The 11,884-nt window shown below is 70.1% G+C and carries 12 protein-coding genes; 7 read left to right on the top strand and 5 right to left on the bottom strand.

The features are described 5' to 3' along the window. Positions 1–2,613, top strand: a 2,613-nt coding sequence (locus VFF46_RS08420; RefSeq protein ID WP_325036465.1) for a phosphoenolpyruvate carboxylase, incomplete at its 5' end; no start/stop codon positions are given. After that, the gene (locus tag VFF46_RS08415; protein WP_325036464.1) at positions 2,610–3,428 is read left to right on the top strand and encodes a biotin--[acetyl-CoA-carboxylase] ligase; all 819 of its coding nucleotides are present in this window, start codon (positions 2,610–2,612) and stop codon (positions 3,426–3,428) included. The genes VFF46_RS08420 and VFF46_RS08415, both read left to right, overlap by 4 nt. On the opposite strand, the gene VFF46_RS40590 is transcribed toward VFF46_RS08415, so the two are convergent. Together VFF46_RS40590 and VFF46_RS08410 are read right to left on the bottom strand one after the other, a co-directional pair. Beyond that, on the bottom strand, positions 3,412–3,516 hold the full coding sequence (locus VFF46_RS40590) for an MFS transporter small subunit (protein ID WP_414673044.1): 105 nt from the start codon (positions 3,514–3,516) through the stop codon (positions 3,412–3,414). The genes VFF46_RS08415 and VFF46_RS40590 overlap by 17 nt on opposite strands. Next, a complete protein-coding gene (locus VFF46_RS08410; RefSeq protein WP_325036463.1) occupies positions 3,513–4,907 on the bottom strand; it encodes an OFA family MFS transporter in 1,395 nt (464 codons plus the stop codon). Before VFF46_RS08410 ends, VFF46_RS40590 begins: the two co-directional genes overlap by 4 nt. 142 nt (positions 4,908–5,049) lie before the next feature. Here VFF46_RS08410 and VFF46_RS08405 point away from each other — a divergent pair, with 142 nt between their 5' ends. Continuing rightward, positions 5,050–5,676, top strand: a complete 627-nt coding sequence (locus VFF46_RS08405) for a PH domain-containing protein (protein WP_325036462.1) — start codon at positions 5,050–5,052, stop codon at positions 5,674–5,676. Here VFF46_RS08405 and VFF46_RS08400 read toward each other — a convergent pair. Further along, entirely contained in the window at positions 5,673–6,887 is a 1,215-nt protein-coding gene (locus tag VFF46_RS08400) for a GNAT family N-acetyltransferase (RefSeq protein ID WP_325036461.1), read from the bottom strand. The two genes, VFF46_RS08405 and VFF46_RS08400, sit on opposite strands and share 4 nt — an antisense overlap. Before the next feature lie 59 nt (positions 6,888–6,946). Here VFF46_RS08400 and VFF46_RS08395 point away from each other — a divergent pair, with 59 nt between their 5' ends. After that, a complete protein-coding gene (locus VFF46_RS08395; RefSeq protein WP_325036460.1) occupies positions 6,947–7,846 on the top strand; it encodes a hypothetical protein in 900 nt (299 codons plus the stop codon). Between the two features lies 1 nt (position 7,847). Here VFF46_RS08395 and VFF46_RS08390 read toward each other — a convergent pair whose 3' ends face one another. Beyond that, a complete protein-coding gene (locus VFF46_RS08390; RefSeq protein ID WP_325036459.1) occupies positions 7,848–8,408 on the bottom strand; it encodes a GtrA family protein in 561 nt (186 codons plus the stop codon). Between the two features lie 103 nt (positions 8,409–8,511). Here VFF46_RS08390 and VFF46_RS08385 point away from each other — a divergent pair, with 103 nt between their 5' ends. From VFF46_RS08385 to VFF46_RS08375, 3 genes are all read left to right on the top strand, one after another. After that, entirely contained in the window at positions 8,512–9,684 is a 1,173-nt protein-coding gene (locus tag VFF46_RS08385; protein ID WP_325036458.1) for a 5-(carboxyamino)imidazole ribonucleotide synthase, read from the top strand. 10 nt (positions 9,685–9,694) lie between these two features. Next, on the top strand, positions 9,695–10,195 hold the full coding sequence (gene purE, locus VFF46_RS08380; protein ID WP_325036457.1) for a 5-(carboxyamino)imidazole ribonucleotide mutase: 501 nt from the start codon (positions 9,695–9,697) through the stop codon (positions 10,193–10,195). A 75-nt stretch (positions 10,196–10,270) separates the two neighbouring features. Then, positions 10,271–11,491, top strand: a complete 1,221-nt coding sequence (locus VFF46_RS08375; protein WP_325036456.1) for an MFS transporter — start codon at positions 10,271–10,273, stop codon at positions 11,489–11,491. 3 nt (positions 11,492–11,494) lie between these two features. On the opposite strand, the gene VFF46_RS08370 is transcribed toward VFF46_RS08375, so the two are convergent. Further along, the coding region (locus tag VFF46_RS08370; RefSeq protein WP_325036455.1) for a UDP binding domain-containing protein at positions 11,495–11,884 on the bottom strand (390 nt) is incomplete at its 5' end.

The raw sequence follows: 11,884 nt of genomic DNA, 5'->3' as shown, positions 1-11,884 counted from the left end.
AGTGAGACCCGTACCCGCGCGCGGTTCGAGGTGCCTGAGGAACTCAGGGCCGACGTCCGCCTGCTCGGCGAGATCCTCGGCAAGGTGCTCGTCGAGTACGCCGGCCAGCCGCTGCTCGACGACGTCGAGAAACTGCGCGAGCTGACCATTGCCGGCGACGGCGCCGCGGCCGAGGAGCTGGTTGCGTCGTGGCCGCACGAGCGGGCCGAGGACGTGGCGCGGGCGTTCACCTGCTACTTCCACCTGACGAACCTCAGCGAGGAGCTGCACCGCGCCCGGGTGCTGCGCGAGCGGGACCGGGCCGGCAGCGAGGCGGTGGTGTCCGAGCTGGCCCAGGCCGTCGAACAGATCGCCCGGGACAGCGGCGAGCAGCAGGCGCGCGCGCTGCTGAACGGGCTGGAGTTCCGCCCGGTGCTGACCGCGCACCCGACCGAGGCCCGGCGCCGCGCCGTACTGGCGACGATCCGCCGGATCACGTCGCTGCTCGACGAGCGGCACGACCCGCGCGCCGGAGACAGCGACCTGGCGGAGAACCGGCGCCGCCTGATCGAGCAGGTCGACGTGCTCTGGCGTACGTCGCAGCTCCGGACCAGCCGTCCGACGCCGCTGGACGAGGTCCGGTCGGCGATGGCGGTCTTCGAGGAGACCCTGTTCGACGTCGTCGGCAACGTGTACCGGAGGCTCGACGACGCGCTGGCCGGTGACGCGGCCGGGACCAGGACGCCGGTGGTGGCGCCGTTCGTGCACCTCGGTTCGTGGATCGGCGGCGACCGGGACGGCAACCCGAACGTGACTGCGGCGATCACCCGCGAGGCGATGCAGATCCAGGCCGACCACGTCTTGCAGGCGCTGGAGCGGGCCACCGAGGCGCTCGGGCGGTCGCTGACCCTGGACGCCGCGACCACGCCGCCCTCCGCGCCGGTCCGCCGGATCCTGGAGGACGCCCGCGCGGTCAACCCGGAGCTGATCACGGACATCGAGACCCGGTCGCCGGCCGAGCCGCACCGGCAGCTGCTGCTGCTGGCAGCGCGCCGGCTGGCCGCGACCCGGTCCCGCGACGCCGACTTCGGGTACCCGCGGTCCGCCGACTTCCTGCACGAGCTCAAGGTCCTGCAGGACTCTCTCGTGACGGCAGGAGCGCCACGGCAGGCGTTCGGCGAGCTGCAGCAGCTCATCTGGCAGGTGAACTCGTTCGGCTTCCACCTGGCCGAGCTGGAGATCCGCCAGCACTCCTCGGTGCATGCCAAGGCGCTGGAGGAAGTACTCGGCGGCGGCGAGCTGTCCGACCAGACCGAAGAGGTGCTCGCCACCCTCCGCGTGATCGCGCAGATCCAGCAGCGCTTCGGCCCGGAGGCCTGCCGGCGGTACGTCGTGTCGTTCACGCGGAACGCCGCGGACCTGGCGGCGGTGTACGAGCTGGCCGATGCCGCGCTCGACGGCCGCCCGATCGAGCTGGACGTCGTACCGCTGTTCGAAACCGGCGAGGACCTGCAGAACTCGGTGGAGGTGCTGGACAACGCGATCCAGCTCACCCGGGTCCGGCACCGGCTGACCGCGAACGACCGGCGCTTCGAGGTGATGCTCGGGTACTCCGACTCCGCGAAGGACGTCGGCCCGGTGTCGGCGACGCTGGCGCTGTACGACGCGCAGGCGCGGATCACCGCGTGGGCGCAGCGGAACGCGATCCGGCTGACCCTGTTCCACGGCCGCGGCGGTGCCCTCGGGCGCGGCGGCGGCCCGGCGAACCGGGCAGTCCTCGCGCAGGCCCCGGGATCGGTGGCCGGGCGGTTCAAGCTCACCGAGCAGGGCGAGGCGATCCCGGCCCGGTACGGCAACGCGCCGATCGCGCAGCGGCACATCGAGCAGGTGACCGCGGCGACCCTGCTGGCGTCCACGCCGGCCGTCGAGGAGCGGGCGCTGGTCGCGGCCGACCGGTTCGCGGTGGTGGAGAAGACGCTCGACGAGGCGGCACGGACGGCGTACCACCGGCTGGTGAAGGCGGACGGGTTCGCCGAGTGGTTCAGCACCGTGACGCCGCTGGAGGAGCTGGGGCAGCTGCCGCTCGGTTCGCGGCCGGCCAGGCGTGGGGTCGCGGTGTCGTCGCTGGAGGACCTGCGGGCGATCCCATGGGTGTTCGCGTGGTCGCAGGCCCGGGTGAACGCTCCCGGCTGGTACGGCCTCGGTACGGCGCTGGCCGCGGTCGGCGACGTGGACCTGCTGCGGGACGCGAACCAGAACTGGCCGCTGTTCCAGGTGATGCTGGAGAACGCGGAGATGTCGCTGGCCAAGACGGACCGGCGGATCCTCGGCCGCTACCTGGAGCTGGGCGACCGGCCCGAGCTGACCCAGCAGATGATGGACGAGCACGCGTTGACCACCGAGTGGGTGCTCAAGGTGCTCGACCAGGAGCGCCTGCTGCAAGGACGGCGCGTGCTGGGCCGGGCGGTCGAGCTGCGGAACCCGTACGTCGACGCGCTCAGCTACCTGCAGTTGCGGGCGTTGCGGACGCTGCGGACCGACGACTCGCTGGACGAGGAGCAGATCGTCCGTACCCGACGGCTGCTGTTGCTGACCGTTTCCGGTGTTGCCGCAGGTCTGCAGAACACCGGATGAGTTTCAGCGACCTGGAGCGGCCCCCGCTGGACGAGAAGTTCCTGCGGGGGCGGTTGGTGCGTCCTGGTTCGTTCTGGACGCAGATTGACGTTGTCGCCGAGACACCGTCGACGAATGCTGTTGTGGCGGCTGCTGCCGCAAACGGTCAGCCTGAGGGGCTGGTTGTCGCTGCTGAGTACCAGTCGTCCGGCCGTGGGCGGCTGGGACGTACGTGGACCACACCGCCTCGCTCTGCCCTGCTGATGTCGGCTCTACTGCGCCCTACTGGTGTCGACGCGGCACGCTGGCCGTGGCTGGGCCTGCTGGTACCTCTCGCGGTGGCGGCCGCCGTACGCCGGGTTGCTGAGGTGCTCGCGCAGGTGAAGTGGCCCAACGACGTACTGGTGGAGAACCGCAAGCTCGCGGGCATCCTCCTGGAGCGCGTCGAAGGTCCCGCGGCGGTGATCGGCATCGGCCTCAACGTCACCCTCCGCGACGACGAAAAACCCCACGAAGCAGCCACCTCGCTGGCCCTGGAAGGCGCGTCGACCACCGACCGAGCCACCGTGATGGCCGCCGTCCTCCGCGAACTCGCTGTTCGTTATCAGTCCTGGGTCGACGCGGACGGGGACCCGGCCGTGGTTCTTCCGGAGTACCGCGAACTGTCCGCCACCATCGGGCAAGCCGTACGTGTCGAACTCCCCGACGGCACCTTCCTCGAGGGAACCGCCCGCGACCTGGCCGACGACGGCCGCCTGATCGTCGACACCGCCGGCGGCCCGCGTCCGCTGGCCGCCGGCGACGTGACGCATCTGCGGACTACTGGAAGATCTTGACCGCGGTGATCAGCGTCTCGACGACGCCGTAGCCGAGCAGGACGGCGACCAGCAGCCACGAAATCACCAGGCGTGGGGTCTGATTCATGATGCGGCCTCCACCGTGGACGAGGACTTCTCGTGGAATCGTTCGGCGACCGGGCGGATCAACAGGTTCGCGACGAAGCCGACCGCGAGGACGCCGACCATCGTGAACAGTGCGGGGCGGTACGCCGACGCGGTCAGCGTGCCGGGTTTGCCCTCGTGGTCGAGGAAACCGTTGATGATCAGCGGCCCGGCGATCCCGGCCGCGGACCAGGCGGTCAGCAGCCGGCCGTGGATCGCGCCGACCTGGTAGGTGCCGAAGAGGTCCCGCAGGTACGCCGGTGCGGTCGCGAAACCGCCGCCGTAGAACGAGATGATGATCGCGGCCAGCAGCACGAACACCGCCGTACTGGTGTGCCCGACCGTCCCGAGCAGCAGGTACGCGATGATCCCGACGCCGAGGTACAGCGCGTAGATCGGCTTCCGGCCGATCACGTCCGACGTCGTCGACCAGCCGAACCGGCCGCCCATGTTGAAGATCGACAGCAGCCCGACGAACCCGGCCGCCGCCGCGACCGCGACGCTCGACGTGCCACCGTCACCCCGGAAGAAGTCCTGGATCATCGGGCTGGCCTGCTCGAGGATGCCGATCCCCGCGGTCACGTTGCAGAACAGCACGATCCACAGGAACCAGAACTGCGGCGTCTTGATCGCGTTCGCCGCGGACACGTTGGCCGTCGTGACCAGCGCCTGCTGCCGTACCGACGACGGGTCGAAGCCGTCCGGCGCCCAGCCGTCGGCCGGCACCCGGATGTTGACGACGCCGAACATCATGATCACGAAGTACCCGACGCCCAGTGTCAGGAAGAGCCCGACGAGCGCGCCGCCGCCGGCCACCGACGTACTGACGTTCGGGTCGTACCCGGAGTCGTACAGGCCGAGCAGCTGCCGCGACAGCGGGCTGGCCACCAGCGCGCCGCCGCCGAAGCCCATGATCGCCAGGCCGGTCGCCAGGCCCGGGCGGTCCGGGAACCACTTGATCAGCGTGGAGACAGGGGAGATGTACCCGATCCCGAGCCCGATGCCGCCGATCACGCCGTACCCGAGGTAGACCAGCCAGAGCTGGCCGGTGCCGATGCCGAGCGCGCCGACACCGAAGCCGGCCGACCAGAAGCAGGCGGCCACGAACATCGCCTTCCGCGGGCCGTTGCGTTCCACCCAGGTGCCGCCGATCGCGGCGGACAGCCCGAGCATCACGATCGCGATGCTGAACACCACGCCGACCGCGGTCTGGCTGGTCCCGAAGTGTTTGACCATCGAGGTCTTGTAGACGCTGGTCGCGTACGCCTGCCCGATGCAGAGATGAACGGCCAGCGCGGCCGGCGGGATCAGCCAGCGGCTGTACCCAGGCGGTGCGACGGTGTGCTCCCGGTCGAGTATCGACAAGACTGCCATCACGGCTTCCTCTCGTCCCCCAGCTGACAACCCTTCGCGTATCTTCGCTCACTGTATGCATCTCGTGAAGTGTTGAACCACTTTTGAAGGCCGATCGTGTCGGGACGGGACAACCGAACCCGGGACCTGTGAGACTGGGGGCATGGCGATCTCGGCGAAGTTGTTGGGTGAGGACGAGTACGTCGTCGTCAGCACCCGGACGCACTGGAAGGCGATGATCGGGCCGGTCTTCCTGCTGCTGGTGGTGGCGGGCCTCGGTGGTTTCCTGGCCGCGATCGTGCCGAACGGGTCGCTGCAGACCCCCGCCCGGATCGCGATCCTCGCGGTCGGGGTGGTGATCCTGGCGGCGTTCGCGGTCCGCCCGTTCCTGGACTGGTTCTTCTCGACGTACACGATCACCAACCGGCGGCTGATCACCCGGCACGGCGTGCTGACCCGGACCGGCCGGGACATCCCGCTGATGCGGATCAACGACGTCTCCTACGAGCACGGCCTGATCGACCGGATGCTCGGCTGCGGCACGCTGCACATCGAGTCCGCCGGCGAGCGCGGTCAGGTGGTGCTGCCCGACGTACCGCACGTCGAGCACGTGCACCTGCAGATGTCCGACCTGCTGTTCGGCGGCCCGGACGGCAAGATGGGCGACGGGATCCTGGACGACGAGGAGCCGCCGGAGCACATGCGCCGCCGCCCGCCGGTGCAGCCGCCGAAGCAGCCGTCACGCGGCGACGACGGCGACACCATCTTCAGTTCGGGCGACGACCGCTAGAAGATCTCCAGGCTGACCGGCGAGACCGGCCAGCGGAACGCCGCGGCCGTCCGGTACAGAGCGCCCGGCGTGTGCTCGACGACCCGGCCGGTGGCGGCGAACTCGGCCAGGGACCGTTCGCCGAGGTAGATCGCGCCGAGCTCGGTCACCGACAGGCTGAGGTCGGCCGGGTCCTCGGTACGCTGACAGGTCACCGACGACCCGTCGACGGTCAGCCGGAAGCGCCCGGTGTTGGCCTCGATCAGGCCATCGGTCACGTCCAGGACGACGTCGACCGGTACGACGTACTGCCGCTGCTGCAGGGCTCGCGATACGTCGGTCACGCGCAGCCACAGGGACTCGCTGATCCGGCGGTCGAGCGCGGTCGGCGTGTTCACGAGCTGCTGGAGCGGCTCGTCCAGCGCGGCGTGCCCGTAGGTGAGCTTCGAGCTCAGGTCCATCGTCAGCAGGTACTGCCACAGCTCCCGGTACGCCGTTGCGTCCAGCGCGACGAGCTCCTCGAGCTGCACCTCGTTCGCCGGGCCGACCGGGAGCCAGTTCATCTTGCCGCGCCACAACGCGTATCCGTCGATCGCGCCGTCCTGATCACGGTGCACCAGGATCTGCCGCGCGATCGAACCGTTGCGGTGCTCCGGCTTGTCCCGCAGGCGCTTCTGCCAGCGCAGGTCCGACCGCCCGGACACGCCGGGACGCTGCTCCTGCAGCCGGCGCAGGACGGACGGGAGCTCTTTGAGCGCCTCGTCGGCCGTCAGGACGCCGAGTGCGTCCGGCCGGACCCGATCGTTGGTCGGGCCAACGCGATGCAGGTCGACCTCGTAGTCCGTCGACCAGGCGCAGGCGGCGTACCCGAAGCGGCCGTAGATCGCTGACTCGCTCGCCCACAGCAGCGCGATCGCCTCCGGTACGTCGCGCAGCTGCCGCCCGATCAGCCGGGACATCACGCCGCGCCGGCGATGGGTCGCGCGGACCCCGACCCCGGTGACGTGCGCGGCGTCCACCACCGCACCCGGGACCGACAGATCCCGCGTCAGCGCCATCACCGTCCCGACGACCTCGGCGCCGTCGGTCGCGACCAGGGTCCGCTCCGCCTCGAACAACTGCCGGTCGAGCTCGTCCTCCGGACCCGGGTCGAACATCATCGCCCCGCTGAACACGGCCCGCACCGCGCCCCACTCGTCCGCCCCGGCCGCCCGCACCTCGATGTCAGTCATGCCCGCATACAACCATCGCGCCCGCGCGATCATCAAGGTTGGTAAAGGGGGTGGGACGAATGATCAAACCACTCGGAACAATCGCGGCGGCCGTACTGGTCACCGCAACACTGACCCCTGCCGCCGCAGACGCCGAGACGACGGCCACCTGCGGGCTGAGTGCCTCGTCGGTCAACGCCGCGGGCGACCACGACTACGTGTCGATCGTGTCGACCACGCCGCCGCGCGCCACCAAGTCGGCGCTCGGGCGGGGTGCGTTCGCACCCGGGCAGGTCAAGGAGATGGCGTCGATGGCGGTGCTCGACGACGGCTTCGGCGGGTACTCCGTGTACGGCTACGTCGTCATCGGCGACAACCTGTACCAGGCGACGTACAGCGGGCACGACGGGACCGCCGACCATCCGGCCGGGCTGCGCCGGATCGGTGGCGGGTGGGGCCGGTTCACGATGGTCGAGGAGGCGGAGTACCAGGGGCCGACGCAGGCCGGGATCTCCCGCTGGACCATCTACGCGCTGCGCAACGACGGCGTACTGTTCCGCTGGACCGTCAGCCCGAAGGGCGTCTGGCGCAGCGCCGGCTCGGTGCCCGGGTTCGCGGCGGTGCAGTCGATGGCGCTGGTGAGCAAGGCCGCGACGTACGACACGTTCGTGGCGAACACCCGCGGCGGCGCGCTCTACACGATCCACATCCCGACGGCCTCGCCGATGAAAACGGTCGTGAAGCAGGTCCGCGCCAAGACCTGGCAGGGTTTCGAGACGGTGCTCGCGCAGAAGTGCGGCGCGTACGGCACCGTGCTGCTCGGGATCGACAAGGACACCGACTCCGCGTACCTGTATGCCGTCGGCCGCTTCACCGGAGCGACCACCGTGATCCGGTTGCTGGGCAAGGTTCCCGCGACGTTCCCGGACACCGTCTACGCCAGGGTCAAGGACCCAGGTGCCCCGTTGAACGGGGAGTGACCTAGCGGACGACGGGCAGGTCGCCCGTGGACTCCCCGTCGAGTTCCGCCGGGGAGTCCGGCGCCGGGGTGTGCTCGACCTCGTCGAGCGCGATCTCTTCCTTGAAGACGAACTTCCGGTACGACCAGAACCGGAACAGCGTGCCGAGTCCGAGGCCGACGAAGTTCGCGGCGATGTTGTCCGACAGCCAGGTATGCAGGTCCAGGACGTACCGCGAGAACGCCAGGCAGCCGGCCGCGATCAGCAGGCCGATCCCGTTCAGCACGAAGAACAGCACGTACTCCCGGTGCAGGCCGGAACGCTCCCGGTGCCGCCACGTCCAGTACCGGTTCCCGAAGTACGTCGCGACCGTGGCGATGGTGGTCGAGATCACCTTCGCGGTCAGCGGCTTGTGGTGCATCATGCCGATCCCGGAGGCCCCGAGGACCGTCGGGTTGTCGAACACGAGCCAGTTGTAGATCGGCAGGTCCACGACCAGACCGAGCAGCCCGACCAGACCGAACTTGGCCGCTTCGTGCACCAGGTGCTGGAACTGGTGGTACAGCTTGGTGACGAGCTTCAACGGGGTTCGATACCTTCTGTGATCACACCGCGACGGCAGGGCAGCTTCCCACGGTACCCGGCCAGGGGGCGAGCCCGAAATCGGCCCGGTTAGGCTCACAGGCGTGAAGTTCGATCGTAAGGATCTCCCCGTCGGTACGCCCGTGGTCGGCATGATCGGTGGCGGGCAGCTTGCCCGGATGACCCAGGAAACCGCCGTCGCGCTCGGCATCCAGCTCCGCGTGCTCGCCGAAGGCCCGACGGTCTCGGCCGCCCAGGCGGTCGCGGACGCGCCGGTGGGCGACTACAAGGACCCCGAGACGGTACGGCGGTTCGCCGCGGAGTGCGACGTGGTGACGTTCGACCACGAGCACGTACCGACCGATCTGCTGCATGCGCTCGAGGCGGACGGCGTGAAGGTGTACCCCGGCCCGGACGCGCTCGTGCACGCCCAGGACAAGGCCGTGATGCGCGCCCGGCTGGACACCTTCGACGCGCCCGCGCCCGCGCACCAGGTGGTCGGTACGCCGGCCGACGTCGCGGACTTCGCGAAGCGGGCCGGCGGCTTCCCGGTCATCCTGAAGACCACCCGAGGCGGGTACGACGGCAAGGGCGTCTGGTTCGTCGACGGGCCGGACGACCCGCAGATCGCGACCGCGTTCGGCAGCGGGGTCCCGATCCTCGCCGAGGAGAAGGTCGACTTCGTCCGCGAGCTGTCCGCGATCGTGGCCAGGTCCCCGCACGGCCAGGCGGTCGCGTACCCGATCGTCGAGTCCGTGCAGCGCGACGGGATCTGCGTCGAGGTCACCGCGCCGGCGCCCGGGCTGGACCCAGCGAAGGCCGCGCAGGCGCAGCAGACCGCGCTCCGGATCGCCGGTGAGCTCGGCGTGGTCGGCGTACTCGCGGTGGAGATGTTCGAGGCGCGCGACGGCCGGCTGCTGGTCAATGAGCTCGCGATGCGCCCGCACAACACCGGGCACTGGTCGATCGACGGCGCGGTCACCTCCCAGTTCGAGAACCACCTGCGCGCGGTGCTCGACCTGCCGCTCGGCTCGCCGGCCGCGCGGGCGCCGTACACGGTGATGGTCAACGTGCTCGGCGGCGACGTGGAGGACATGCACCGCGGGCTGCTGCACTGCCTGGCCCGCGACCCGGGGCTGAAGGTGCACTTCTACGGGAAGTCGGTGAAGCCGGGCCGCAAGGTCGGCCACGTCACGGCGTACGGTGACGACCTCGAGGAGACCCGCGCCCGCGCCCGGCACGCGGCCGACTACCTGACCGGCACCATCGATGAGTAAAGGGCTTCAGATGATTGGCATCGTGATGGGGTCGGACAGTGACTGGCCGACGATGAAGGCGGCCGCCGAGGTGTGCGCCGAGTTCGGCGTGCCCTTCGAGGCGGACGTGATCTCGGCGCACCGGATGCCGACCGAGATGATCGACTACGGAAAGTCCGCGCACGAGCGTGGCCTCAAGGCGCTGATCGCCGGTGCGGGCGGCGCGGCGCACCTGCCCGGGATGCTCGCGGCGGTGACTCCGCTGCCGGTGATCGGGGTACCGGTGCCGCTGAAGTACCTCGACGGGATGGACTCGCTGCTGTCGATCGTGCAGATGCCGGCCGGAGTTCCGGTTGCGACGGTCTCGATCGGGAACGCTCGGAATGCGGGGCTGCTGGCGGTCCGGATCCTGGCCGCCTCCGACGAGGTGTTGCGGGACCGGATGATCGCGTTCCAGGAGTCGCTCGCGGAGTTGGCACGGGGGAAGGGCAGCACGGTGCGTGACGGGGCGGCAGAGCTGCGTAAAGGTTGAGGTCTGGACTGGTTTCCACAGGACGGGGGCGGGTAGTCGTGAGATCCCATTCGTTGTCGTCTAAGGTCGTCGATCGTGACTCCGCCCACTGAATCGGACACACAGCGCATTCCGGTCCGCTACTGGATCTGGCTGTTCGGCGCTGCGGTGTCCCTCCTCGGCGACCTGACGATGAGCTTCGGCATCGGCTGGTCCGCCACCCGGCACGGCGGCAGCGTCGCCGGCCTCATCCTGCTCCTCGCCGCCGCCCCCCGCGCCGCCCTCCTCCTGATCGGCGGCGCCGTAGGCGACCGCTACGGCGCCCCCCGAGTCCTCCTCGCCAGCTGCACCGCCATGTTCGTCGTGACGGCCGTACTGGCACCCGCCAGCCGCGCCGTAGGCGAGCCGGTCTGGCTTCTCGTCATCGTCGCGCTCCTGGTCGGAGTGATCGACGCGTTCTTCCTGCCGTCGTCCCGGGCGATGCCGCGGCTGTTGGTGCCGTCCGCGCAGGTGCCGCGGGCGCTGGCGAGCTTTCAGGTGACCGGCGTCGTGTTCGCCGTCACCGGTACCGCGGTCGGCGGCATCCTGGTCAACTGGGCCGGGCTGTCCGCGGCGGCCGGCTTCGACGCGATCACCTTCGCGATCATGCTGGTGGTGCTGTTCCTGCTCCGCGGAACCACGGCACCGCACGGGGCCCGGACCTCGGGGATGTTCCACTCGATCGTCGACGGCGTCCGGGCCGCGTTCGGCCGGCCGCTCACCCGGGCGCTGCTGATCACGATGACGGTCGCTGCCGGGTTGCTGATGCCGATGGACGCGTTGTTGCTGCCGTTGCTGGCCCGCGATCACCACTGGGACGCGAAGACGGCGGCCATCCTGATCGCGACCCGGAGCATCGGGGTCGGTGTCGTGTCGGTGCGGATCCTGATGCGCGGCGCCTTCGATCGTCCCGGGATCGTCGCGATTGCAGGCCTGCTGGTGGCCGCGGTCGGCTTCGCCGGGCTCTCGGTAGTGACGGCGTTGCCGCTGGCCGTCATCTCCGCGGTGATCAGCGGGATCGGTGTCGGCGCCTTCACCGGTCACGTGCTGCCGTTGCTGATGAACTCGGTCGACAAGGAGTACCAGTCGCGCCTGCAGTCGGTGATCGTGCTCTGCCAGAGCCTCGCCCAGGTCGTGATGAACCCGGTGCTCGGCACCATCGCCGACGTCCCGGGGATCCGGATCACCGGGGTCTGTCTGGGGATCGGCGTCGCGATCACGCTGATCGGCCTGATCGCGCTCAGCCGCCCGGTGATCCGGAACGCCCGCGTCTCCTGACGGTTACGGCTTGCCGGGGGCGCGGTAGGTCCAGCCGGCGGTGCGCCAGGCTTCGGCGTTCAGGTTGAGGCGGGCGTCTATGACTACCGGGGTGGCGACGACGTCCTTGAGGGTGGTGGGGTCGAGTTCGCGGAACTCGGGCCACTCGGTGAGGTGCAGTACGGCGTGGGCGTCGCGGCAGGCGTCGACGGCGGACTGGGCGTAGCGCAGGGTCGGGCGGACGCGGCGGGCGTTCTCCATCGCCTCCGGGTCGTAGACCGTGACGTTCGCGCCGTGCAGCTGGATCCGGCCGGCCACGTCCAGGGCGGGCGAGTCGCGGACGTCGTCGGTACCGGCCTTGAACGCGGCGCCGAGCACCGTGACGTTCTTGCCGGCCCACTCGCCGCCGAGCAT

It is taken from the genome of Kribbella sp. (assembly GCF_035655035.1).
GTDB lineage: Bacteria > Actinomycetota > Actinomycetes > Propionibacteriales > Kribbellaceae > Kribbella.
The sequence above is the reverse complement of the archived record's forward strand: the minus strand, read 5'-3'. Positions and strand labels throughout refer to the sequence as shown.

Coding starts and splice junctions, on each gene's coding strand:
- VFF46_RS08415 (WP_325036464.1), top strand. CDS start 2,610: ATGAGTTTCAGCGACCTGGAGCGGCCCCCGCTGGACGAGAAGTTCCTG.
- VFF46_RS40590 (WP_414673044.1), bottom strand. CDS start 3,516: ATGAATCAGACCCCACGCCTGGTGATTTCGTGGCTGCTGGTCGCCGTC.
- VFF46_RS08410 (WP_325036463.1), bottom strand. CDS start 4,907: ATGGCAGTCTTGTCGATACTCGACCGGGAGCACACCGTCGCACCGCCT.
- VFF46_RS08405 (WP_325036462.1), top strand. CDS start 5,050: ATGGCGATCTCGGCGAAGTTGTTGGGTGAGGACGAGTACGTCGTCGTC.
- VFF46_RS08400 (WP_325036461.1), bottom strand. CDS start 6,887: ATGACTGACATCGAGGTGCGGGCGGCCGGGGCGGACGAGTGGGGCGCG.
- VFF46_RS08395 (WP_325036460.1), top strand. CDS start 6,947: ATGATCAAACCACTCGGAACAATCGCGGCGGCCGTACTGGTCACCGCA.
- purE (WP_325036457.1), top strand. CDS start 9,695: ATGATTGGCATCGTGATGGGGTCGGACAGTGACTGGCCGACGATGAAG.